Source organism: Kitasatospora sp. NPDC101447, from assembly GCF_044767225.1.
Taxonomy (GTDB): domain Bacteria; phylum Actinomycetota; class Actinomycetes; order Streptomycetales; family Streptomycetaceae; genus Kitasatospora.
On sequence record NZ_JBIWNL010000009.1, the window covers coordinates 129,733 to 152,288 of the forward strand.

General features: G+C 72.9%; 23 protein-coding genes. 12 read left to right on the forward strand and 11 right to left on the reverse strand.

Going from position 1 to position 22,556, the window contains the following annotated elements:
- Window positions 1-51: 51 nt before the first annotated feature.
- Together ACIRST_RS16090 and ACIRST_RS16095 are read right to left on the reverse strand one after the other, a co-directional pair.
- On the reverse strand, window positions 52-1,221 hold the full coding sequence (locus ACIRST_RS16090; RefSeq protein ID WP_350519788.1) for a class I SAM-dependent methyltransferase: 1,170 nt from the start codon (window positions 1,219-1,221) through the stop codon (window positions 52-54).
- Between the two features lie 213 nt (window positions 1,222-1,434).
- On the reverse strand, window positions 1,435-2,742 hold the full coding sequence (locus tag ACIRST_RS16095) for a helix-turn-helix domain-containing protein (RefSeq protein WP_350519789.1): 1,308 nt from the start codon (window positions 2,740-2,742) through the stop codon (window positions 1,435-1,437).
- A gap of 565 nt (window positions 2,743-3,307) precedes the next feature.
- Between ACIRST_RS16095 and ACIRST_RS16100 the strand changes: the two genes are divergently transcribed.
- A complete protein-coding gene (locus ACIRST_RS16100; protein WP_350519790.1) occupies window positions 3,308-3,760 on the forward strand; it encodes a GatB/YqeY domain-containing protein in 453 nt (150 codons plus the stop codon).
- 186 nt (window positions 3,761-3,946) lie between these two features.
- On the opposite strand, the gene ACIRST_RS16105 is transcribed toward ACIRST_RS16100, so the two are convergent.
- Window positions 3,947-6,292: a transglycosylase domain-containing protein gene (locus ACIRST_RS16105; protein ID WP_350519791.1), complete on the reverse strand. Its 2,346-nt coding sequence runs from the start codon at window positions 6,290-6,292 to the stop codon at window positions 3,947-3,949.
- 423 nt (window positions 6,293-6,715) lie between these two features.
- Between ACIRST_RS16105 and ACIRST_RS16110 the strand changes: the two genes are divergently transcribed.
- Window positions 6,716-7,039, forward strand: coding sequence for a WhiB family transcriptional regulator (locus ACIRST_RS16110; protein WP_030240986.1), 324 nt, complete (start codon window positions 6,716-6,718; stop codon window positions 7,037-7,039).
- 135 nt (window positions 7,040-7,174) lie between these two features.
- Here the strand turns inward: ACIRST_RS16110 and ACIRST_RS16115 are convergent, their stop codons facing one another.
- Window positions 7,175-8,344 (reverse strand): ArsA family ATPase, encoded by a 1,170-nt coding sequence (locus ACIRST_RS16115; protein ID WP_350519792.1) that lies wholly within the window; start codon window positions 8,342-8,344, stop codon window positions 7,175-7,177.
- The gene (locus ACIRST_RS16120; protein ID WP_402802829.1) at window positions 8,341-9,441 is read right to left on the reverse strand and encodes an ArsA-related P-loop ATPase; all 1,101 of its coding nucleotides are present in this window, start codon (window positions 9,439-9,441) and stop codon (window positions 8,341-8,343) included. The genes ACIRST_RS16115 and ACIRST_RS16120 overlap by 4 nt, the downstream gene beginning before the upstream one ends.
- 213 nt (window positions 9,442-9,654) lie before the next feature.
- On the opposite strand from ACIRST_RS16120, the gene ACIRST_RS16125 reads away from it, so the two are divergent.
- From ACIRST_RS16125 to ACIRST_RS16145, 5 genes are all read left to right on the forward strand, one after another.
- Window positions 9,655-9,813, forward strand: coding sequence for a DUF4177 domain-containing protein (locus ACIRST_RS16125; protein WP_094743074.1), 159 nt, complete (start codon window positions 9,655-9,657; stop codon window positions 9,811-9,813).
- Window positions 9,810-10,277: a RidA family protein gene (locus tag ACIRST_RS16130; RefSeq protein ID WP_350519794.1), complete on the forward strand. Its 468-nt coding sequence runs from the start codon at window positions 9,810-9,812 to the stop codon at window positions 10,275-10,277. The genes ACIRST_RS16125 and ACIRST_RS16130 overlap by 4 nt, the downstream gene beginning before the upstream one ends.
- A gap of 63 nt (window positions 10,278-10,340) precedes the next feature.
- Window positions 10,341-11,207, forward strand: coding sequence for an NUDIX hydrolase (locus tag ACIRST_RS16135; protein ID WP_402802830.1), 867 nt, complete (start codon window positions 10,341-10,343; stop codon window positions 11,205-11,207).
- A gap of 146 nt (window positions 11,208-11,353) precedes the next feature.
- Window positions 11,354-11,527 (forward strand): hypothetical protein, encoded by a 174-nt coding sequence (locus tag ACIRST_RS16140; protein ID WP_350519796.1) that lies wholly within the window; start codon window positions 11,354-11,356, stop codon window positions 11,525-11,527.
- A 34-nt stretch (window positions 11,528-11,561) separates the two neighbouring features.
- Window positions 11,562-12,392 (forward strand): MBL fold metallo-hydrolase, encoded by an 831-nt coding sequence (locus tag ACIRST_RS16145; protein ID WP_350519797.1) that lies wholly within the window; start codon window positions 11,562-11,564, stop codon window positions 12,390-12,392.
- A gap of 161 nt (window positions 12,393-12,553) precedes the next feature.
- Here ACIRST_RS16145 and ACIRST_RS16150 read toward each other — a convergent pair whose 3' ends face one another.
- The gene (locus tag ACIRST_RS16150; protein ID WP_030240972.1) at window positions 12,554-13,228 is read right to left on the reverse strand and encodes a Crp/Fnr family transcriptional regulator; all 675 of its coding nucleotides are present in this window, start codon (window positions 13,226-13,228) and stop codon (window positions 12,554-12,556) included.
- Between the two features lie 183 nt (window positions 13,229-13,411).
- Window positions 13,412-14,428, reverse strand: coding sequence for a helix-turn-helix domain-containing protein (locus ACIRST_RS16155; protein WP_402802831.1), 1,017 nt, complete (start codon window positions 14,426-14,428; stop codon window positions 13,412-13,414).
- 111 nt (window positions 14,429-14,539) lie between these two features.
- On the opposite strand from ACIRST_RS16155, the gene ACIRST_RS16160 reads away from it, so the two are divergent.
- Window positions 14,540-15,364, forward strand: coding sequence for an isocitrate lyase/phosphoenolpyruvate mutase family protein (locus ACIRST_RS16160; protein WP_402802832.1), 825 nt, complete (start codon window positions 14,540-14,542; stop codon window positions 15,362-15,364).
- Window positions 15,365-15,424: 60 nt separating this feature from the next.
- Here ACIRST_RS16160 and ACIRST_RS16165 read toward each other — a convergent pair whose 3' ends face one another.
- Both ACIRST_RS16165 and ACIRST_RS16170 read right to left on the reverse strand, forming a co-directional pair.
- Window positions 15,425-16,042 carry an RraA family protein gene (locus ACIRST_RS16165; protein WP_350519800.1) on the reverse strand — a complete coding sequence of 206 codons (618 nt, stop codon included), beginning with the start codon at window positions 16,040-16,042 and terminating at the stop codon, window positions 15,425-15,427.
- Window positions 16,043-16,143: 101 nt separating this feature from the next.
- A complete protein-coding gene (locus ACIRST_RS16170) occupies window positions 16,144-16,932 on the reverse strand; it encodes an alpha/beta fold hydrolase (protein ID WP_402802833.1) in 789 nt (262 codons plus the stop codon).
- A 197-nt stretch (window positions 16,933-17,129) separates the two neighbouring features.
- Here ACIRST_RS16170 and nth point away from each other — a divergent pair, with 197 nt between their 5' ends.
- From nth to ACIRST_RS16190, 4 genes are all read left to right on the forward strand, one after another.
- The gene (nth, locus tag ACIRST_RS16175; RefSeq protein WP_396544992.1) at window positions 17,130-18,026 is read left to right on the forward strand and encodes an endonuclease III; all 897 of its coding nucleotides are present in this window, start codon (window positions 17,130-17,132) and stop codon (window positions 18,024-18,026) included.
- Window positions 18,023-18,757: a CoA pyrophosphatase gene (locus tag ACIRST_RS16180; RefSeq protein ID WP_350519803.1), complete on the forward strand. Its 735-nt coding sequence runs from the start codon at window positions 18,023-18,025 to the stop codon at window positions 18,755-18,757. Before nth ends, ACIRST_RS16180 begins: the two co-directional genes overlap by 4 nt.
- Window positions 18,758-18,839: 82 nt before the next feature.
- On the forward strand, window positions 18,840-20,024 hold the full coding sequence (locus ACIRST_RS16185) for a MarP family serine protease (RefSeq protein ID WP_402802834.1): 1,185 nt from the start codon (window positions 18,840-18,842) through the stop codon (window positions 20,022-20,024).
- A gap of 219 nt (window positions 20,025-20,243) precedes the next feature.
- On the forward strand, window positions 20,244-20,948 hold the full coding sequence (locus ACIRST_RS16190; protein ID WP_350519805.1) for a metal-dependent hydrolase: 705 nt from the start codon (window positions 20,244-20,246) through the stop codon (window positions 20,946-20,948).
- A gap of 64 nt (window positions 20,949-21,012) precedes the next feature.
- Here the strand turns inward: ACIRST_RS16190 and ACIRST_RS16195 are convergent, their stop codons facing one another.
- Window positions 21,013-21,213 carry a hypothetical protein gene (locus ACIRST_RS16195; protein ID WP_402802835.1) on the reverse strand — a complete coding sequence of 67 codons (201 nt, stop codon included), beginning with the start codon at window positions 21,211-21,213 and terminating at the stop codon, window positions 21,013-21,015.
- Window positions 21,214-21,377: 164 nt separating this feature from the next.
- Window positions 21,378-22,496 carry an alpha/beta fold hydrolase gene (locus ACIRST_RS16200; RefSeq protein ID WP_402802836.1) on the reverse strand — a complete coding sequence of 373 codons (1,119 nt, stop codon included), beginning with the start codon at window positions 22,494-22,496 and terminating at the stop codon, window positions 21,378-21,380.
- Window positions 22,497-22,556: the final 60 nt, after the last annotated feature.

The window sequence follows — 22,556 nt, forward strand, 5'->3', positions numbered from 1 at the left end:
AGGAATGGAATCCGGCAGGCCGGACGGGAGGTCCGGCCGGGCTGGTGGTGATCACGGGCGCCGGGCGAGCAGGATCCGGTGCATCGGGGTGTCGACCAGCGCCGTCCTCACCAGGCCGGCCCGGTCGAGCCATTGGTCGTAGTCCGCCAGGGAGAAGGAGTCTCCGCCGCCGGTGACGAGCATCGACGCGGCGAACAGTCGGAAGAAGCGGTTCTGGATCGACTGGGCGTCGGTCTCGTCGTCCACGATGTGGTCGACGACGGCGACCACACCGCCCTCGCGCACCGCCTGCGCCGCCCGTCGCATGAGCTCCTCGGAGCCCTCGGCGGTCTGCAGGTGGAAGATGTTCACCAGGAGGACGAGGTCCTGACCGGTGTTCCACTCCTCGGTGAAGAAGTTGCGCTCCACCGGTTCGAACCGGTCCTGCACGCCCAGCCGTTCCGCCTGTCCGCGGGCGATGGGCACGATCCGCGGGTGGTCCAGGCCGGTGGCCCGCAGCCCCCGGAAGCGCTGCAGGAGCAGCTGGCTGTAGATGCCGGTGCCGCAGCCGACGTCGAGCATCGAGCGGTCCGCCTCGCCCTTCCAACCCTCCTCCTCCGCAAGGAGGTTGGCGAGCGATTCGACGATCGGCGGGGCCCAGAAGTTGATCCCGCGGGCGACCTGCTCGTAGTCCTCGGCGGACAGCTGGTTGGCTTGGTAGTCGCCGTCCGCGCCGCGGGCGGGCCGCTTGACGTGGTCGGCGAGGTTGCGCCACACGTCCCAGCCGATCGCCCGGTCGTAGCCGATCCGGCCGGCCAGGCTGTAGAGGCCGCCGGGCAGCAGGCACTCGGCCATGCCGTCCACCAGCCGGTAGACGTCCTGACCGTCCTCGGTGCGCACCCGCTGGACGATCTCGTAGCAGTACAGGCCGTCGAGCAGCACCCGCAGGCCGTGGGCGTCGGCGTCCAGCCGGGCGGCGAGGTCGGCCGGGGTGGCCGGTCCGTCCGCCAGGGCGACGAAGACGCCGAGGTCGAACGCGGCCTCGATCATGCCGGGCGCGAACATCGCGATCAGGTGTTCGTAGACGCGATGCGAGGCCCGGACGACGGCGCCGTCCCGGGGATCGCCGATCAGTTTCGAACCGTCCACCAGGGGCGCCACACCGGTGTCCGGCAGCGGAGTGTTCTCGTCCGACGTTTCGCCGGTTCTGTCGTCGTGGACGGAGGCGTCTATCGTGGTCATCGATCCCCATTTGCGCTCAAGGCATTAAGCCGGGCAGTGCTGAATGACCCGCGGAGGAGTTTCCCGAATGGACCGGAGAAGTTAACCCGTCGATTCGATCGAATTCGATCGCCGGTCGGCCGGGTCGCACCCGGAACCGATTCCGGGCACGACAGTGCGGCCGACGCGACGGAAAACGCCCCGACGAGCGGACGGTGTGCGTGCGGGCCGGCCTCAGGCCGGAATGGCGTTGACGTACTCGCGCATCATCCGGGGGACCCGGTACGCGTACTGGTGGCCACGTTTCACCTGGACGACGGAGAAATCCACGAGATCGGCCAGCACATCGATATTGCGGGAGGGCTCCCGGCCGCCGTCGACCGGTTCCTGCCGGACATCGTCGATGGAGAATTCATCGGGAAAGCGGGAGAGTTGTCTGAGGGCCCGGCGCTGCCGGTCGTCGAGGAGTCCGTAGGCCCAGGCGAGGCTGCGGTGCAGCGAGCGGTGGTGGGACAGCCCGCCCACCTCGTCCTGACCCAGGATCGGCAGCACCTGGCACTCGTCCACCAGGACGTGCAGGGGCACCGAGCGCATCCGGAAGGCGGCGTTCTCGATGGCGAGTGCGAGACCGCCCAGCCGGCGGCAGAGCTCGACCACCTGCGGCATCTGGTCGCCGAGGTCCAGCGTCGGGACGACGGAGTGCACCCGGCGGCAGAACAGCTCGGCGGCGGGCGGGCAGCCGTAGCTGCCCTCGGGGTGGTCGACGGACAGCGGCGACACCTCCCACAGGTCCGCCGGGATGGAGGCGGGCGCCCGCAGCGAGGTGATCAGGATGTGGAGCGCGGGATGCCGCTCCAGCATCATCCTGACCTGCCTGGTCACCGCGCCGATGACGTGCTCGGCGTTGTCGATGACGACCATCATCTGCAGTTCGGGGTTGGTCCTCGGGTCCCGTTCGTAGCCGTGCAGCAGGGTGTCGAGCGAGCGCTGCACCTCCGCCGAGGCCGCGGCGGCGTCGACGCTCTCGGGGGTCACCGAGCCGAGTTCGAGCACCACCACGCCGTCCCGGAAGCGGTCGAGCAGGTGTGCGGCGGAGTCCAGGGCCAGCCGGGTCTTGCCCACGCCGGCCGGGCCGGTGAGCACCAGCGGCCGGCCCGGCCGGAGGGTGGTCACCACGTGCAGCAGGTCGGCCTGGCGTCCGACGGTGATGTCCGTCTTGGGACGCAGCCCCTGCCACCGGGCGTTGTCCGGGACCTCGACGACGTTGGTCAGCAGACCGGGCTCCAGGCGGGAGGAGAGCATGCCGGTCGGGGTGCCCGGACGGGCCACGTGGGACATCAGCGTGTCCTGGCTGGTCGCCGCGGACAGCAGGGCGCCGACCAGGAGTTCCACGGAGCTGCGCCGCGGATTCTTGATGGCCCCGGTTTCCAGATTCCTAATGGTCCGCACACTGACATTGGAATGCTCGGCTAACTGCTCTTGGCTCCAGCCGACCATCTTCCGTTGGGTTACTAACATGGAGCGAAGCTGATTGTTGTCCATTCCCCCGCGCTTCCTGCTGTTGTGAGCAGAATTCAAGTCAGAACTTAACACGCCGACTTGCGGCGCCAATCACTCCAGAACGATCATTACGTGCCGCGCGGTCATGGCGGAGCGCATGCGAGAGCGCCCGCGCCGAGCGTGGGTCGTGATGTGTCAGAACCGTGGAAAAATGAGTTGAGGACGTTCCGCTGCTGCTCGGGAGCGGCCTTTGAGGGTGAGGTGACCACAGCCCGTTAGGCTACTCAAGCTACATGTGAACGAGTGTACTACGCGGACTATTTCTGCGAACCTGCCGCTACGTTCGATTTGCCCCTTTTGGCACCGGCAACTCCCCGGTGCTCCCGGCAATATCCGGCTGTTCTGCCGAGAGTATGCAGGCATTGTCGGCCAGGTTGGCCGGATCACACTGCCCCTTCCCGGCCGTGATCGACCGTCGGGCCGGCGGGGCGTCAGGCGACGGCCGCCCGCTCTTGACACGGCATACTCGTTCACCTGCGCAGACCGCAGTGGATGCCCGGTGGAAACCTGGTTGAGACCGCCCACAGCCGAAGGATAAGAAGAGGAAATGACAACGCTCAAGGAGCAGCTGCAGGAGGACCTCACGGCTGCCATCAGGGTCCGGGACGAGCTTCGCGCGTCCACCATCCGGCTCACGCTGGCCGCCGTCACCAGCGAGGAGGTGGCGGGCAAGCAGAAGCGCGAGCTGTCCGACGCCGACGTGCTGAAGGTGATCGGCCGCGAGGCGAAGAAGCGCCGGGAGGCCGCCGAGGCCTTCGACGGGGCGGGTCGCACCGACCAGGCCGCCCGGGAGCGGGCCGAGGGCGAGGTGCTGGCGACCTACCTGCCCAAGCAGCTCTCCGACGAGGAGCTCGCCGCGATCGTGGCGGACGCCGTGGCCGAGAGCGGTGCGACCGGCCCGCAGGCGATGGGCGCCGTGATGAAGCTGGTGAAGCCCAAGGTCGACGGCCTGGCCGAGGGCGGCCGGGTCGCCGCCGCCGTGAAGGCCGCGCTGTCCTGACCGCGGACCGCCCGGGTCCGTCGGGTCAAGCCGGCTCTGGCCGGAATCGAGCGGCCCTGTAGGGCCCGCGAGGGGCTCCCGCGGCCCCGACGGCCCGTCACCCGGCAACACGACGCCGAAGGGGCGCCCTCCGAACCGGAGGGCGCCCCTTCGTCACTGCTGCGCGGCTCGTGCCGGGTGGCGCGGTCAGCCGTTGCCGTTGCCGCCGCCGTGCCGGCCGCCGTTCCCGCCGCCGATCATCCCGGGCGGGAAGGTGAACCCGCCGCCGATCATCCCGCCGGGGCCGCCCCCGGGGCCGCCGCCCCCGGGGTTGCCGCCGCCGGGGTTGCCGCCGCCCTGCTGCGGCGGGGGGTTGCCCGCGGGCGGCTGGGGGTTGGGGTCGGCCGGCGGGGTGGCCGGCTGCGGGTCCGGGATGTCGACGGTCTGGATCGGCTCCATCGGCGTGCCCTGGAGCGCCTGGTTCATCGCCAGCTGCCAGATCGGGCCGGGGCCGTCGGCGCCGAACACCTCGTCGAAGTGCTTGCCTCCGATGTTGATGTTCTTCATCTTGACGCCGCCGGCCGGGCCGCCGAGCCAGACCGAGGTGGCCAGCGACGGGGTGTAGCCGCTGAACCAGGCGGCCTTCTTCTCGTCGGTGGTACCGGTCTTGCCGGCGATCTTGCGGCCGCCGTCCAGGCCGAGCGCGGCCGCGGTGCCCTTCTCGGTCACGTTCAGCAGGACGGTGTTGAGCTTGTCCGCGGTGTCCTCGGAGAAGGCCTGGCTGCACTGGGTCTGCGGGACCTGGAGCTCCTTGCCGTCCACCGTGCTGATCTTGTTGATCGCGATCGGGGTGCAGTACTTGCCGCGCGCGGCGAAGGTCGCGTAGACGTTCGCCATGGTCAGCGGGGAGAGCTCCAGGGTGCCCAGGACCATCGAGGGCACCTCCCGGAAGGCGTCGCCCTTCGCGGACTGGGTGATGCCCAGCTTGTTCGCCATCTGCTTCATCGCGCAGAGGCCGACCTGCTGCTCCATCTGCACGAAGTAGGTGTTGACCGACAGCGCCATGGCCTGCTTCAGCTGGTACGGGCCCTTCTCGGACTCGGACTCGTTCTTGACCGTGGCCTTCTGCTCGCCGGGCGCCGGGACGTTCTTCCAGGTGCCCGAGCAGGTGGACATCTGCGGGTAGTCGATCTTGTTCTCGGACGGGAACGCCTGGGTCGGCGACATGCCCGACTCCAGCGCCGCCGCGGCCAGGATCGGCTTGAAGGTCGAACCGGTCTGGAAGCCGTTGCCGCCGCCCATCGAGGCGTCCACGTTGAGGTTGACGACGGTCTGGTTCTTGTTCGAGTCCAGGCCGTACGGGCGGGTCTGGGCCATCGCCAGGATCTTGCCGGTGCCCGGCTCCATCATGGTCGCGGCCGCCGACACCTGGTCGGTCACGTTGACCTTCTTGGTGACGGCGTTCTGGGCCGCGGCCTGCTTGTCCGGGTCCAGCGTGGTGTAGATGTTCAGGCCGCCGGTGTCCCAGAGCTTCTTGCGCTCGTCGGCGCTCTTGCCGAACGCCGGGTCCTGCTTGACCACGTGGCGGACGTAGTCGCAGAAGAAGCCCATCCCGGCCTGGGCGGTGATGCAGCCGTTCTGCGGGTCCTTGTACTTCAGACCCAGCGGGGCGGCCTTCGCCTCCTTCGCCTGGTCCGCGGTGATGTGCTTGTTCTCCAGCAGCTTGTCGATCACGACGTTGCGGCGCTTGACCGTGTTCTCGGGGTAGCGCACCGGGTCGTAGGACGACGGGTTCTGCACCATGCCGGCCAGCGTGGCGGCCTCGGCGACGGTCAGGTCCTTGTTGCTCTTGCTGAAGTAGCGCTGGGAGGCGGCCTCGACCCCGTAGGCCTGGTGGCCGTAGAAGGTGATGTTGAGGTAGTTGGTGAGGATCTGGTCCTTGCTCAGGTCCTCCTCCAGCTTGATGGCGACCTTGAGCTCCTGGATCTTGCGGCCCAGGGTCTTGCGCTGCGCCTCCAGGACGGCGGCCTGGTCGTCGCCGGCCTTCTCCACGTTGACGTTCTTCACGTACTGCTGGGTCAGCGTCGAGGCGCCCTGCGAGGCGGTGCCGCTCTCGGCGTTCTTGCTGGCCGCGCGGAGGATGCCCTTGAGGTCGACGGCGCCGTGCTCGTAGAAGCGGGCGTCCTCGATGTCCACCTGGGCGTGCCGCATGAACGGCGACATCTGGTCGGCGGTGAGGACGGTGCGGTCGCGCTCGTAGACCTTGGCGATCAGGCCGCCCTTGGCGTCGAAGATCTGGGTGGCCTGGGTGAGCGGCGGGGTCTTGAAGTCGTCGGAGATGTTGTCGAAGCTCTCCGCCGTGTCCTTGGCGGTCAGCCCGATGGCGCCGACGGCGGGCAGGGCGAGTCCTGCCAGCAGGACTCCGGAGAGCACGCTGACGCCCAGGAACTTCACGCCGTTGCCGACGTGCTCCAACGGTGATCCGCCGCTGCCGCCGCGCGGAGCTCCGGTGTTGCCTGGGGGCTGGGATGCCTGTGGGCGCTTCGGTGCCATGGGGAGAACCCTACGTCGCGGATTCCCGTACATAGGGGCACGTGTTCGCCTAGGCTTGTCACAAGCTTGGTACAGCTTCGGTGCGTCAGCATCATTCACTCTTGTGGGCGAGGAGAGTTGCCCGAATCGCCCTGGAATGTCCGGGCTTTGAGGCGGCTGGGGCCTGCTGTGCGGGGGTGAACGGTTGCGCTCCGTGACGACGCCTGCGGCGAGAGTGGGGGCTCCGCGCTTGGCAAGGTGTGCGACCTGCGATCACTCCAACGAGTGAGCTGACCGATACCCATAGTCCAATCGGGTCATTCGAGATTGAGCCCGAAGGGGCTGTTGCAAGCTGTCGTTCTTCCGTAACGTCCTCAACTGGCAACGGTGAATATGCCGTTGCCGCCGTGGGGGAGCCTCGATACGGGAGAGGACGGCGCCGGCATGGGCTGGGTTGACGACTGGAGTGCGCAGGCCGCCTGCCGCACGAGTGATCCGGACGAACTGTTCGTCCAGGGGGCGGCGCAGAACCGCGCGAAGGCGGTGTGCAGCGGCTGCCCGGTGCGCACGGAGTGCCTCGCGGACGCCCTGGACAACCGGGTGGAGTTCGGGGTCTGGGGCGGGATGACGGAGCGCGAGCGCCGGGCGCTGCTGCGCCGCCGCCCGACGGTCATCTCGTGGCGGAGGCTGCTGGAGACGGCCCGCACCGAGTACGAGGAGTCCCTCGCGACCGGTGTGATACTGACGGACTACGCCCAGGCGGGCTGAGCCGGGGCACACCGGCTGCACAGGCCGAACCGGCCGTACCGGGGGGTCCGGGCCGGTCGGCCCCGGGCGGGCGCCCACGCCGCACCGCCCGAGCCGTCCGACGGCGTTCCGCGCCGTCCTACGTCGTCCGCCGTCCTACGCCGTGCTGCTGAGCCGGTCGCCGATGGCCCGCAGGCCGTCGAGGTCGTGCACGTCACCCGGCAGCGCCGGGACCTCCACGATCGGCACGTCCGGGTAGACCGAGACGAAGCGGTCGCGGGTGCGGCGCTCCCGCCCCATGATCTGCATCCGCTCGGCGTGCAGCCGCAGCAGCCCGGCCGCGAGCAGCTCCGCCTCCGGCGAGGAGTGCTCCGAGCCGTTCTCCTCCAGCGCCTCGGCCGCCGCCAGCGCCCGCTCCGCCGTGAGCTGCGGGGCGCCCGAGCCGTGCACCCGGTTGAGCACCAGCCCGGCCAGCGGCATCCGGTCCGCGGCGAGCCGGTCCACGAAGTACGCCGCCTCGCGCAGCGCGTCCCGCTCCGGCGCGGCCACCACCAGGAACGCCGTGCCCGGCGCCTTGAGTAGCTGGTACGTACGGTCCGCGCGCTCGCGGAAGCCGCCGAACATCGAGTCCATCGCGCTGACGAAGGTCTGCACGTCGGTGAGCAGCTGGGCGCCGAAGATCTTGCCCAGGGCGCCGGTGAGCAGGCCCATCCCGGCGTTCAGGAACCGCATGGCGCTGCGCCCGCCGACCTTGGCCGGGGCGGTCAGTATCCGGATCACCCGGCCGTCCAGGAAGGACCCGAGCCGGTTGGGCGCGTCCAGGAAGTCCAGCGCCGAGCGCGACGGCGGGGTGTCCACGACGATGAGGTCCCACTCCTCGGCGTCGCGCAGCTGCCCGAGCTTCTCCATCGCCATGTACTCCTGCGTGCCCGCGAAGCCGGCCGACAGGGACTGGTAGAACGGGTTCTCCAGGATCGCCCGGGCCCGTTCGGGCTCAGCGTGGGCCAGCACGACCTCGTCGAAGGTCCGCTTCATGTCCAGCATCATGGCCTGGAGCTCCCCGTCGCCGGTCACCCCCTTGACCACCCGGGGGGTGTTGTCGAGTTCGGTCAGGCCCATCGACTGGGCGAGCCGGCGGGCCGGGTCGATGGTCAGCACCACGACCTTGCGGCCCCGTTCGGCGGCCCGCAGGCCGATCGCCGCGGCGGTGGTGGTCTTGCCGACGCCGCCGGAGCCGCAGCAGACGATGATCCTGGTCCCCGGATCGTCGATCAGCTCGTCCACCGCGAGCCGCTTCCCGGTGCTCCGCACCCCGTTCGAGGTCATGCCGCCCCCTGCCGCTTCAGGTCGCCCGCCAGCCGGTACAGTCCGCCGAGGTCCACGCCCTCGCCCAGCAGCGGCAGTTCGTACGTCGGGATCCGCAGCTGCTGCAGGTCGGCGCGCTGCGCGCGCTCCAGCTCGACCCGCTCGGCGTGCTCCCTGGCCTGCTCCAGCAGTGGGTCGATCAACGGCTCCACCGCCGCGCGGACCGTCTCCGGCTTGCGCGAGCGGCCGCCGAGCCCGGCCTCCCCGAGCGCCAGCGCGACCTCCTCGCGGTGGTTGCCGTCCACCGCGGCCACCGCGGCGGCGTCCAGGACCGGCGGGCGGACCATGTTGACCATCACCCCGCCCACCGGCAGCTTCGCCTCGCGCAGCTCCGCGATGCCGTCGACCGTCTCCTGCACCGGCATCTCCTCCAGCAGGGTGACCAGGTGCACCGCGGTCTCCGGGGACTTCAGCACCCGCATCACGGCCTGCGCCTGGGTGTGTATCGGGCCGATCCGGGCCAGCCCGGCGACCTCGGCGTTGACGTTCAGGAACCGGGTCAGCCGCCCGGTCGGCGGGGCGTCCATCACCACCGCGTCGTAGCGGCGCCGGCCGTCCGGGTCCTTGCGCCGGGTCGCCTCGCAGGCCTTGCCGGTGAGCAGGACGTCCCGGACGCCGGGCGCGATGGTGGTGGCGAAGTCGACGAAGCCGACCTTCTGCAGCGCCTTGCCGGCCCGGCCGAGCTTGTAGAACATCTCCAGGTATTCGAGCAGGGCCTGCTCGGTGTCGATCGCCAGCGCGAACACCTCGCCGGGCTGCGCCGCGTCCGCGGGTGCCTCCGCGGGCGCCTCCGCGGCCGGGAGCCCCAGCTGCCGACGGGAGACCGAGGCGATCCGGCGCTCCTCGTACGGCAGTGCGGCGATCCCGAACAGTTCGGCGATGCCCTGCCGGCCCTCGACCTCGATCAGCAGGACCCGACCGCCGTCGGCGGCGAGCGCCAGGGCCAGCGCTGCGGCCAGCGTGGTCTTCCCGGTGCCGCCCTTGCCGCTGACCACGTGCAGCCGGACGCCCTCCCAGTCGGGGTCGCGCCGGTCCGCCTGGCCGGGGGTGCGTGCCACGCTCCGTCTCCGTCCGTCTCCGTCCTACGGGCGTCCCCTCCTGACGAGGGTGCCCCTCGCCAGGGTGCCCTCCCGCGAGGGTAACCAGGGACCGCGCCGGATGCCCGGAGCACCTGGGGTTGCCAGGCCTGATCATGCCCTCTTTGTGCCCCACCTCACACGCCGCCCGCCACGCGGCGCCGATCCCCGCGGCGGCTCGTCTAGAGTCTGGCCATGACCAAGTGGGAATACATGACGGCGCCCCTGCTCGTGCACGCCACCAAGCAGATCCTGGACAACTTCGGCGAGGACGGCTGGGAGCTCGTCCAGGTCGTGCCCGGCCCGAACCCGGAGCAGCTGGTGGCCTACTTCAAGCGGGAGAAGAACGCATGAGCGCCGTCGAGTCGAAGCTCGCCGAGCTGGGCCTGACCCTGCCGCCGGTGGCCGCGCCGGTCGCCGCGTACGTGCCGGCCCTGCAGTCCGGCGAGTTCGTCTTCACCTCCGGCCAGCTCCCGGTGGTCGAGGGCAAGCTGCCGAGCACCGGCAAGGTCGGCGCCGAGGTGTCGCCGGAGGAGGCCAAGGAGCTCGCGCAGATCTGCGCGCTGAACGCCCTGGCCGCCGTGAAGTCGGTGATCGGCGACCTCGACCGGATCGAGCGGGTCGTGAAGGTCGTCGGCTTCGTCGCCTCCGCCCCCGACTTCACCGGCCAGCCCGGCGTCGTCAACGGCGCCAGCGAGCTGCTCGGCAAGGTGCTCGGCGCCGCGGGCGTGCACGCCCGCAGCGCCGTCGGTGTCGCGGTGCTCCCGCTGGACGCCCCGGTCGAGGTCGAGCTCCAGGTCCGCGTCAAGACCGTCTGAGTCCGATCACGAAGGCGGGATCGGCCCTGGCCGAGCCCGCCTTCGTGCGCTTAGCATCCGGGCATGGACCATCGAGCAACGACGCTCCCGATGCCGCCCGGTTGGCCTGCCCGCATCCGGGCGGTCGACTCCGGCGTGCTGACGCCGCCGGTGCCCAGGCAGGCGGCCACCGTCGTGCTGCTGCGCGACGCCGACGCCGGGCCGGAGGCCTACCTGCTGCGCCGGCGCACCTCGATGGCCTTCGCGGCCGGGATGTACGCCTACCCGGGCGGCGGGGTGGACCCGCGCGACGCCGAGGTCGAGCCGGGCTGGGCCGGGCCCCCGCCCGAGGAGTGGGCGCGCCGCCTCGGGGTGGACGTCCGGACCGCCCGGGCGGTGGTCTGCGCGGCCGTCCGCGAGACCTTCGAGGAGGCCGGCGTGCTGCTGGCCGGCCCGGACGAGCGGAGCGTCGCCGCGCCGCGCGACTGGACCGCCGAACGGGCCGCGCTGGAGGCGCACGAGCTGTCCTTCGCCGAGTTCCTCCGGGACCACGGCCTGGTGCTGCGCAGCGACCTGCTGGGCGGCTGGGCGCGCTGGATCACCCCGGAGTTCGAGGAGCGGCGCTACGACACCTGGTTCTTCGTGGCGGCCCTGCCGGCCGGCCAGCGCGCGGCGCTGGAGGTCGGCGAGGCCGACCGGGTCGCGTGGCTGAGCCCGGCCGAGGCGGTCCGGGGTTACCGGGAGGGCCGGTTCGGCATGCTGCCGCCGACCGTGACGGTGCTGCGCGAGCTGTCGCCGGTGCGCACCGCCGCCGAGGCGCTGGCCGCGGCCGCCGAGCGCCGGCTGGAGCCGGTCCTGGGCCGGGCCGAGGTCCGCGGGGACCGCATGACGGTCCGCTGGCCCGGGTACGACGAGCTGACCATCGACGGGGAGTTCCCCGAGGACTCCTGAAGCCGTCCGCCCGTGCCGCACCACCGGCGGGGACGGCCGGCCCGGGGAGCGAATCCCCGGGAAGCCTTGTCCGCAGAGGACCCGTCCGAAGAAGATCCATCCGAAGAAGATCCGCCGCACCACCGCAGAGAAAGGACCGACGCCCGATGACCCACAACGACGTGGCTCGCCGGACGGCACCCGAGATGCCCGCCCGCCGCCTGAACCCCCGTACCCCGGCCTGTGACAGCCCGGTCCCGTTCGTCGAGGTGGCGCAGCGCGCTCTCGTCCGGGCACTGCCGCTGCGGGCCCTCCAACGCGACGCCGAGGGCGGCCGGTGAGCGAGCAGCGCGAGCGAATCGTCGAGGTGGGTGCATGAGCCTCCTGCCGGGTGACCCCGCCGCCGTCGTCGGCGGCGAGGCCACCTCCCGGGCGCTGTGCGTGCTGGCGCCGAACCCGTCGCCGATGACGCTGGACGGCACCAACACCTGGCTGCTCTCCGAGCCCGGCTCCGACCTCGCCGTGGTGATCGACCCGGGCCCGCTGCACGAGGAGCACCTGCGCCGGGTGATCGACCTCGCCGAGGAGCGGGGCAAGCGGATCGCGCTGACCCTGCTCACCCACGGTCACGCCGACCACTCCGAGGGCGCGGCCCGGTTCGCCGAGCTCACCGGCACCGAGGTCCGGGCCCTGGACCCGGCGCACCGGCTGGGCTCGGAGGGCCTGGTGGGCGGCCAGCGCCTGGACGTCGGCGGTCTGGACCTGCGGGTGGTGGCCACCCCCGGCCACACCTCGGACTCGCTGACCTTCCACCTGCCGGACGACGGCGCGATCCTCACCGGGGACACCGTGCTCGGCCGCGGCACCACGATGGTGGCCCACCCCGACGGCCGGCTGGGGGACTACCTGGACTCGCTGCGCCGGCTGCACACGATGGCCTCCGAGCACGGTGTGCGGACCGTGCTGCCCGGGCACGGCCCGGTGCTCGCGGACGCGCTCGGCGCCGTCGACTACTACCTGGCGCACCGGGCCGCCCGGCTCGCGCAGGTGGAGACGGCGGTCGAGGCGGGCTTGCGGACCGCTCCCGAGGTGGTGGCGCGGGTCTACGCGGACGTGGACCGGGCGCTCTGGCCGGCCGCGGAGCTGTCCGTCCGGGCCCAGCTGGAGTACCTGGAGGAGCACGGGCTGACCCCGGAGCTCGACTGACCCCGGCGCCCGGTCGGCCCCGGAGCCCGATCGACCCGGGCCGCTCCGGGAGCGCGACGGCCGAAGGGCTCGTGAACGCCGAAGGGCTCGCGAACGCCGAAGGGCTCGTGAACGCCGAAGGGCCCGTCCGTCCGGACGGGCCCTTCGGCGTGTTCGGGGCGTCAGCGCGAGCGGCGGGACAGCCGCTCGACGTCCATCAGGACCACCGCGCGCGCCTCCAGCTTCAGCCAGCCGCGGCCGGCGAAGTCGGCGAGCGCCTTGTTGACCGTCTCGCGGGAGGCGCCGACCAGCTGGGCCAGCTCCTCCTGGGTGAGGTCGTGGGCGACGTGGATGCCCTCCTCGGACTGCACGCCGAAGCGGCGGGAGAGGTCCAGCAGGGCCTTGGCGACGCGGCCGGGCACGTCGGAGAAGACCAGGTCGGACATCACGTCGTTGGTCCGGCGCAGTCGGCGGGCGATGGCCCGCAGCAGCGCGATGGAGACCTCGGGGCGGGCGTGCAGCCAGGGCTGCAGGTCACCGTGGCCCAGGCCCAGCAGCTTGACCTCGGTCAGCGCGCTGGCGGTCGCGGTGCGCGGGCCCGGGTCGAACAGCGACAGCTCGCCGATCATCTCGCTGGGGCCGAGGACGGCGAGCATGTTCTCGCGGCCGTCCGGGGATGCGCGGTGCAGCTTGACCTTGCCCTCCGCGACGACGTACAGCCGGTCGCCCGGGTCGCCCTCGTGGAACAGCGACTCCCCACGGGCGAGGGTGACCTCGGTCATGGAAGCGCGCAGCTCGCCGGCCTGTTCGTCGTCGAGTGCCGCGAAGAGTGCGGCGCGCCGCAGAACGTCGTCCACGTGCTTCCTCCTTCTCGGCCGTACGGCGGGTGGGCCGTCCGGCGCAAGTTCCGTTCAGTGTTCTGCATCACCAAGCATGGCGCATGTCGCTCCGATCATATGAGGAGGGGGTGTGCCGAGGTGTGCCGTGCGGGGCCATTCGTACCGGTTGGTCATGGGGCGGGGCGGGCCGCAGGAGCGCCCTCACGTGCTCCGATCGAACTCCTGTTCGTCCTGATCGAACAGCGAATCGCCGATCGCGGTGCGGGCGTGCAGGACGGCGTGGCCCGCCCGGTGGGCGCTGGTGAGGCCCGCGGTGCGCAGCGCGGTGAGGTGCTGCGAGGCCCCGGCCGGGGAGAGCCCGGTGCGGTCGGCCAGTTCGGTGGTCGAGGCCGGGGAGTCCAGCTCGGCCAGCAGCCGGGCGCGGGAGCGGCCGAGGACGCCGGCCAGCGCGTCCGTGCGGGCCGCCGTGCCCGCCCGGCGCTCCCACAGGGCGGCCGTGCCGCGTGCCGGGTAGATCAGCTGCGGCGGGTCGGGCGGCAGCACCCGGGTGAGCACCCGGGGCCAGGCGAAGGCCGAGGGCAGGAGCACCAGCCCGGAGCCGGCGGTCAGCCGGGTGACCGCGCAGTGCCGCTGCTCCAGCAGCAGTGCGGTGCCGTCCCAGCGGACCGTGTCGTGCAGCTCGTCCAGCATCCGCGCGGTGCCGTGCTCGGCGGCCTGCCGGGAGCGGTGGAAGACGTCCGCCGAGAGCAGCGCCCGGATCCGGGCCCAGTAGGGGGCGAGCGCCAGCTCCCAGTACGCCCGGAGGTCGGCGGCCAGCCGGGGCAGCTGGGCGGCCGGGTCGCGGCGCAGCGGGGCGAGGACGGCGGGCAGCCGGCCGCCCGCCTCGGCGGCCATGATGTCGAGGTCGGCCCGGACCTGTTCGGCGCCGGTGGCGGTGATCGCGGCCAGCTCTTCGGCGAGCGTGGGGGAGTGGCCGGCCGGGGCGGGGTTGAGGAAGTCCGGCAGGTGGCCGGTGGGCGGCACCAGGGCGGCCAGCCGGTCCATGGTCGGCGCGGCGGCGGCCAGCCGCCCGCGGACCTCCGCGGCCCAGCGGCGGTGCAGGGCCGGCGCGGGGTGCCGCGCGAGGGCGCGCAGGCTGGTCACCACTTCCTGCATCGGGGAGACGGCGAATCGGGTCAGTGCCAAGTCCTGCGCGGAGAAGTGCAGTTCGGATCGCATGCGGCCCCCTCCGGGAAAGATTCAGCCTCAGCTTAATCACTGGTACGGGCGGGGGAGCCGGGCGCAGGATGCCTGCGTCCCCACCGATCCGTACGAAAGCCGGTGACACCCATGTCCACCACCCCCGAGTCCCGCGAGCGGGCGCTGCGGCTGCGCGAACTGGTCGCCGACGGCGGGCTCGTCCTGCCCAACGCCTGGGACGCGGGCAGTGCCGCCGTGATCGCCTCGGCCGGCGCCCGGGCGGTCGCCACCACCAGTGGCGGCGTCTCCTGGTCGCTCGGGCACGGCGACGGCCAGCGCCTCGGCCGGGCGGCCGCGGTCGAGGCGGCCCGCCGGATCGTCGCCGCGGTGGACCTGCCGGTCACCGTCGACGCCGAGGGCGGGTACGGGCCGCTGCCCGCCGACGTGGCCGAGACCGTGACCGCGCTGGTCGGGGTGGGCGCCGTCGGCGTCAACCTGGAGGACTCGACGGCCGTCGGCGGCCCGCTCTTCCCGGTGGCCGAGCAGGCCGGGCGGCTGCGCGCGGCCCGTACGGCGGCCGCCGCCGCGGGGCTGCCGGAGCTGGTGGTCAACGCCCGGACGGACGTCTTCCTGTTCGGACTGGGCGGGCTCGACGACGTGCTGGTCCGGGCCGAGGCCTACGCGCAGGCGGGCGCCGACGGCCTGTTCGTCCCCGGGCTGCTGGACCTCGACGTCCTCACCGAGCTGTGCCGGCGCTCGGCGCTGCCGGTGAACGCGATGGCCGTCCCGGGCGGGCCGACCGTCGCCGAACTCGCCGCCACGGGCGTGCGGCGGATCAGCGTCGGTACCGGCCTCGCCCAGCTCGCGTACACCGCGGCCCGCCGCGCCGCCGTCGAGCTGCTCGGCGCCGGGACGCTGACGCAGCTCGACGGGGCGCTGGGCTTCGGGGAGCTGGACGGGCTGTACCGGGGCTGACGGCGGACGGCCCACGGCGGCCGACGTCCGGCAGCGCTGCCGTGGGCCGGCCGCCGCGGGTCAGCCCTGGAAGCCCAGCTCGGCGAGGGTCCGCTCGATCCGGTCGCGGTGCTCCGCCGCCCACTCGTCCAGGGTCTGGGCGGCCTCCTTGGCCAGCTTCGCCCGGGCCGCCTCCAGGACCCGGTCCCGCTCGGCGGCGGGCACCGCCACGACACCCTCCTCGTCGGCCACCACGATGTCGCCGGCCGCCACCAGCACGCCGCCGCAGCGCACCGGGGCGCCGTGCGTGCCGAGCGCCTTCTTCGCCCCGGGGATCGGGATGACCCCGCGGGCGAAGACGGGGAAGCCCGCCTCCCGGACCTCGCCGAGGTCCCGGATCAGGCCGTCGGCCACGAAGGCCACCACACCCCGGCGCTGCGCCACGGCGCACACGTTGCCGCCGGCCAGCGCGTAGTCCAGGTCGCCGGACTCGACCACGATCACCGAGCCGGGCTCGGCCCGGTGGATCGCGGCGTGCAGCATTAGGTTGTCCCCGGGCGGGCACTGCACGGTGAAGGCCGGGCCGGCCACCCGGGGCATGCCGTCCCAGAGCGGACGCAGGCCGATGTCCATGACCCGGTCGCGGCCCAGGATGTCGGCCAGGGTGGTGGTGGGGATGTCCTTGAAGTCCGCGTCCATGCTCCCTCGTTCTCCGCTCGTCGGTTCGTCGCTTCGTCAGTTCGACGATTCATCGGTTCGTCGGAAGACTAGTGACCGCGGGGCGGGGCGCGGACCGGTGGTCAGGCGAAGAACTCCACCAGTTCCGGCACCAGAGCCCCGGCCGCCACCTCGTGGGTCTGGTCGGCCAGCGTCCGGTACTCGGCGTCCGGCACGGCCGCGGCCACCGCGGCGGACGGAGCCCGCAGCAGCTCCGGGCTGGCGCCGCCGTCCAGCACCAGGGTCGGCACCGCGATCCGGGCCAGCACGTCGACCGGGACGGTCCCCCCGGTCCGCGCGCCGAGCGCCGCCGCGTCGTACGCCAGCGTCGGCGCGACCGCCTCGAACAGCGGCCACACCGGGGCGGCGCGCATCCCGTCCACCGCTTCGGCGGGCATCCCCACGAAGGTCATGAAGGCCGCCACGGCGTCCCCGCGGCGTCCCTCGGCGAGCGCCGCCTCCAGTTCGCCGGCGTACCCGACGAAACGCGCGCTCTGCCCCTCCGCGGTGCTGAACGGCGGCTCGTAGACGGCGAGTCGGCGCACACCGACGCCCGCGGCGGCCGCCCGCAGCGCGAGCGCGGCGCCCGAGGAGATGCCGTACACGGCGGCCGAGCCGCCGGCCGCCGCGATCACCGCGGCCAGGTCCTCGATCTCGCGCTCCACCGCGAACGGCGCGGTGTCCCCGCTGCCGCCCCGGCCGCGCCGGTCGTACGCCCACACGGTGTGGTGGGCCGAGAGCTGCTCGGCGACGGCGACGCCCGGGTCGAAGGCCCGGTGGCCGATCGCCCCGTCCACCAGCACGACGGCCGGGCCGGAGCCGGTGACGGTGCAGGCGATGGTGGTGCCGTCGGTGGAGACCACGGTGCTCATGGGAGTTCCTTCTGTCGTCGTACGAGCCGGTCACAGGGGTAGACCGGCGCCCGCCGCGAAACTCATCGCTCCCGCCGAGGAATCCTGAGGAATCCCGAGGAATCCCGAGGAATCCCGCCGAGGAACTCGCCCCGGCCGGGCCCGCTTCCGCGCATGATCGCCCCCGGGCCACCCGTCGGTCGGCGTAGCCTTCGTGCATGGCAGAGAGCAAGGTCCGGAAAGCGGCGGCGCCGAAGGCCGAGCCCGCGGTGAAGCGGGCGGCGAAGCGGCCCGCCGTGAAGCCGAGGAAGCCCGAGTCGCACCTGGCGATGGTGCGGCGGGCCCGGAGGATCAACCGTGAACTGGCGGAGCTGTACCCGTACGCGCATCCGGAGCTGGACTTCGACAACCCCTTCCAACTGCTGGTGGCCACCGTGCTGTCGGCGCAGACCACCGACCTCCGGGTGAACCAGACCACCCCCGCGCTGTTCGCGAAGTACCCGACGCCGGAGGACATGGCGGCGGCGGACCCGCAGGAGCTGGAGGAGATCATCCGTCCGACCGGCTTCTTCCGGAACAAGGCGAAGTCGCTGCTCGGCCTCTCGATCGCGCTGCGTGACGAGTTCGGCGGAGAGGTCCCCGGCCGCCTGGCCGATCTGGTGACCCTGCCGGGCGTCGGCCGCAAGACCGCCAACGTCGTGCTGGGCAACGCCTTCGGGGTCCCCGGGATCACCGTCGACACCCACTTCGGCCGCCTGGCCCGGCGGTTCGGCTGGACGACCGAGGAGGACCCGGTGAAGGTCGAGGCGGCCGTCGCGGAGATCTTCCCGAAGTCGGAGTGGACGATGCTCTCGCACCGCGTGGTCTTCCACGGCCGCCGGATCTGCCACTCCCAGAAGCCGGCCTGCGGCGCCTGCCCGATCGCGCCGCTCTGCCCCGCGTACGGCGAGGGCGTGACCGACCCGGAGAAGGCGCGCAAGCTGCTCAAGTACGAGATGGGCGGCCAGCCGGGGCAACGGCTGAGGCCCCCGGCGGACTACCCCGGCGAGGCGGCCGCCCGGGCGGACGCCGCCGCCCACCACGGGCAGGTCGCGGACCTGGCGGTGGCGGAATGATCACGCGCGGGATCGAGCGGAACGACCTGCCGACCTGGCTGGAGCCGGTCCGGGAGGCTGCCGAGCGGGTGCTGCCGGAGCAGCTGAGTCGCTTCCTGCCGCCGGCCGACGGCGGCCGGGCGGCGGCCGTGCTGATGCTGTTCGGCGAGGGCCCGGAGGGGCCGGACCTGCTGCTGATCGAGCGGGCCCGCTCACTGCGCTCGCACGCCGGCCAGCCGTCCTTCCCGGGCGGCGCGCTGGACCCGGAGGACGGCGACCCGGACGGTCCGGGCCCGATCGCCGCGGCGCTGCGCGAGGCGTGGGAGGAGACCGGACTGGACCCGGCCGGGGTGCAGGTGTTCGCGGCGCTGCCGCGGCTGTACATCCCGGTGAGCCGCTTCGTCGTGACCCCGGTGCTCGGCTGGTGGCGCGAGGAGTCGCCGGTGCACCCGGTGGACCAGGGCGAGACCGGCGCGGTGTTCCGGGTGTCGATCGCCGACCTGGCCGATCCGGCGAACCGGGTGCGGCTGCGCCACCCGTCGGGGCACATCGGTCCGGCCTTCGCGGTCGCCGGGCGGCTGGTCTGGGGCTTCACCGCCGGGGTGATCGACCGGGTGCTGCACCACAGCGGTCTGGAGCTGCCCTGGGACCCGTCCCGGATCGTCGACCTCTCGGACGACGCGCTGGCCCTGGTCCAGGGTGACCTCGAACACTCCCGCGTCCTGCCGGGCGGCGACGCCGGAGCCCCGTGAGCCGGCGGCGCCCCGTGAGCCGGCAGCGCCCCGTGACAGGCCGTCGGTACACCCGGCCGCCGGGCCGTGGGAGGGTGTCGTGGTGAACGTCCTGGATGTCCTGCTGATCATCGCCGCCGTGGGGTTCGCCGTGTCGGGCTACCGGCAGGGCTTCGTGGTCGGCGTGCTGTCGCTGGTCGGCTTCCTCGGCGGCGGCCTGCTGGCCGTCGAGCTGCTGCCGCTGCTGCTGGACCACCTGAGCCCCGGCACCACGGCCTCGGTGGTGGCGGTCGTGGTGGTGATCGTCTTCGCGGCGATCGGCCAGGCGATCACCGCGCACTTCGGCTGGAAGCTGCGCGGCCACATCGACCGCCGTCCGGCCCGGGTGCTGGACGCGGCCGGCGGGGCGGTGGTGAACGTGCTCTCGATGCTGCTGGTGGCCTGGCTGATCGGCTCGGCACTGGCCGGTGCCTCGCTGCCGACGGTCTCCAAGCAGGTCCGCTCCTCGGCGATCCTCGGCGGCGTGCAGAACGCGCTGCCGTCCGACGCACCGAACTGGTTCTCGGACTTCTCCAAGGTGCTCGCCCGCAACGGCTTCCCGCAGGTCTTCAACCCCTTCGAGCACGAGCCGATCACCCAGGTCGACACCCCGGACCCGGCGCTGGCCGCCAGCCCGGCGGTGGCGCGGGCCAAGCAGAGCCTGGTCAAGGTGGTCGGCACCGCGCCCTCCTGCGGCAAGACCCTGGAGGGCAGCGGCTTCGTCTTCGCCCCGCACCGGGTGATGACCAACGCCCACGTGGTCGGCGGGGTCAACGAGCCGACCGTGCAGATCGGCGGCGTCGGCCAGCTGTACGACGCGACGGTGGTCCGCTACGACTGGCAGCGCGACATCGCGATCCTGGACGTGCCCAAGCTGAACGCGCCCGCGCTCACCTTCGCGGGCGAGGCGAAGACCAACGACAGCGCGATCGTGGCCGGCTTCCCGGAGAACGGCGCCTTCAACGTCCAGCCCGCCCGCATCCGCGGCCGGATCCAGGCCAACGGCCCGGACATCTACCACCGCGGCCAGGTCGTGCGCGACGTCTACTCGGTGCGCTCGACCGTCCGCCAGGGCAACAGCGGCGGCCCGCTGCTCACCCCGGACGGCCAGGTGTACGGCGTGGTGTTCGCCAAGTCCCTGGACAGCGCCGACACCGGGTACGTGCTGACCGCGGCCGAGGTCCGCGATGACGCCCAGCAGGGCGGCGCCGCGACCGCCCGGGTGGACACCCAGGGCTGCGCGCTCTGACAGGGGCGCCCCGGGCCGGGGCGGGGCGACGGGGCGCGTGCAGGCCGGACGGGCCCCGGGTCGGGCCGGCAGGACGGGGCGCGACGGGACGCGCCGGGCCGGGCCGTGCGATATCCGTCGCACCGTCAGCCCGCCCTGGTAGCGTCGGCCGCGCTCACCCGTTCGGCTCAACCGGGCGCCGTCCCGGAGTGGGCCTTACGGGGAGGTTCTGGCAGTCCGATGATGGGTCACTCGCACGCGGTGAGCGGGGCGATGCTGTACGCGGCCTCGGCTCCCTTCCTGCCCCCGCTGCTGCTGCACACGACGCTGAAGCCGGCGGACATACTGATGGGCACGGTGCTGTGCGCGGGCGCCGCCCTGCTGCCGGACCTCGACCACCACGACGGCTCGATCGCCAACTTCCTCGGCCCGGTCTCCAAGGCGCTCTGCCGCGTCGTGGCCTGGGCCTCCGGCGGCCACCGGCACGCCACCCACTCGCTGCTGTTCGTCGCCCTGATGGGTGCCGGCACGTGGGCGGGCGTCACCTACCTGGGCCGCAACTTCACGCTCGCGCTGACCTTCTTCCTGCTGGCGCTCGCGATCCGGGCGCTGCGGCTCTGCCCGCCGAGCAACGGCCCGGAGGCGTGGATCACCGTCATCGGGCTGTCCGCGCTGGGCACCTTCGGGATGAACACCTGGATGCCCAACTCGCCCGGCTGGCTGCCGTACGCGGTGGCGCTGGGCACGCTGGCGCACCTGCTGGGCGACTGCCTGACCAAGAAGGGCGCGCCGCTGCTCTGGCCGCACAAGGAGCGCTACGAGGTCGTGCTGATCAAGCGCAGCGGCAACAACGTGGAGACCAAGGTGCTGGTGCCGATCATGTCGGTGGCGACCTTCGTCCTGCTCTGGTTCACGGCGCTGTCGCCGATCACGATCACGAACTGAGCGGCGCGGGCCGGGCGGCCGTCGACGGCCGCCCGCCACCTCCGGACAGATGCGGCGCGAGGCCTCAGGTCTCGCGCCGCAGCCGTGCGCCCACCCAGCGGGCGCGCCGGCCGAGGATGCGCGGGATGCCGAGCTCCCGCCGTTCCGCGCGCGGACGGCCGTCGAGGCCGTCGAAGCCGAGGTCGTCCGCCCGGTCGGGGCGGTGGGCGGAACGCTGGGGGCTGTTCTGGCGTCGGCCGCGCGGGGCGGCGCCGCGATCGGGCATCCAACTCATACCGGAATGGATGCCCCTGGGCCGGTGGGGGAAACCGTCCGGGCTGTGCCGAAATTGGCCTATGCGATTGTCATATGAACTCAGCGTCAGGGAAGTTGGACCCGGGGGCCCCTCCGCGACGTCGCACGGTCGGCCGCCCCGGGTGCCCCCGTCCGTCACTCCTTGTGGCGCCCGACCCAGTCCAGCAGCTCGGCGGTGAACTCCTCCGGCGCCTCCTCGTGCGGGAAGTGCCCGACCCCCGGCAGCAGCCGCCAGCGGTACGGCGCGGCCACGTACTCGCCGCCGCCGAGCGCGGTGTGCGACAGCAGCACCGGGTCCGCCGCGCCCTGCACGTGCAGGGTCGGCGCGGTGATCGGCTTCTTCATCCGCCGGGCGAACTGGATGCCGTCCGGCCGGGCCATCGACCGCATCAGCCAGCGGTACGGCTCGATCGAGCAGTGCGCGGTGCTGGGGATCTGGATCGCCTGCCGGTACGCGTGCACCGCGGCCTCGTCCAGGCCGTTCGGGCCGGTCCAGGAAGTCAGGTAGCGGCCGACCAGCGCGGCATCGTCGGCCACCAGCCGGCGTTCCGGTATCCACGGCCGCTGGAAGCCCAGGACGTGCTCGAAGGCCGCGAACTGGCGGCGGTCGGTCAGCAGGGCCCGGCGGAGGTCCCTCGGGTGTGCGGCGGAGACCGCGGTCAGGCTCTGGATGACGGACGGGCGCATCACCGCCGCCACCCAGGCCAGGGTGCCGCCGGAGGCGTGCCCGACGAGGTGTGCCCGGCGCTCGCCGAGCGAGCGGATCACGCCGGTGATGTCCAGGGCGAGGTTGCCCGGGTCGTACCCGCGCGGGGTGCGGTCGCTGCCGCCGATGCCCCGCAGGTCGAGCGCCACCGCCCGGTAGCCGGCCTCCGCGAGCGCGGTCAGCTGGTGGCGCCACGCCCACCAGTACTCGGGCCAGCCGTGCACCAGCAGCACCAGCGGGCCCGAGCCCAGCTCGGCGATGTGGAAGCGGGCGCCGTTGGCCGCGAGGTCGCGGTGCGTCCACGGGCCGGCCTGCCGGATGCTCCACGCCTCGGCCCCGGCCCCGGCCCCGGCCCCGGCCCCGAAAGCGCCCCCGCCCGCGGCTGCCGGCTCGGCCCCGGTGCCCGCCTCGACGGCCGCTCCGGCGGTCTCCCGTCCGGCGGTCGGGCCGGGGCCCTCGGGGACGGGGCCGGGCCCGGAGTCTGGCCCGGAGTCGGGTCCGGAACCGGCGGACGGCTGCGCGGGTACGGGCTTCTGGTCAAGCGGCATACCGAGAGCGTGTCACATCCGCGCACCGGACACGTGCCCGGCACTCACTGTCGGGGGGCG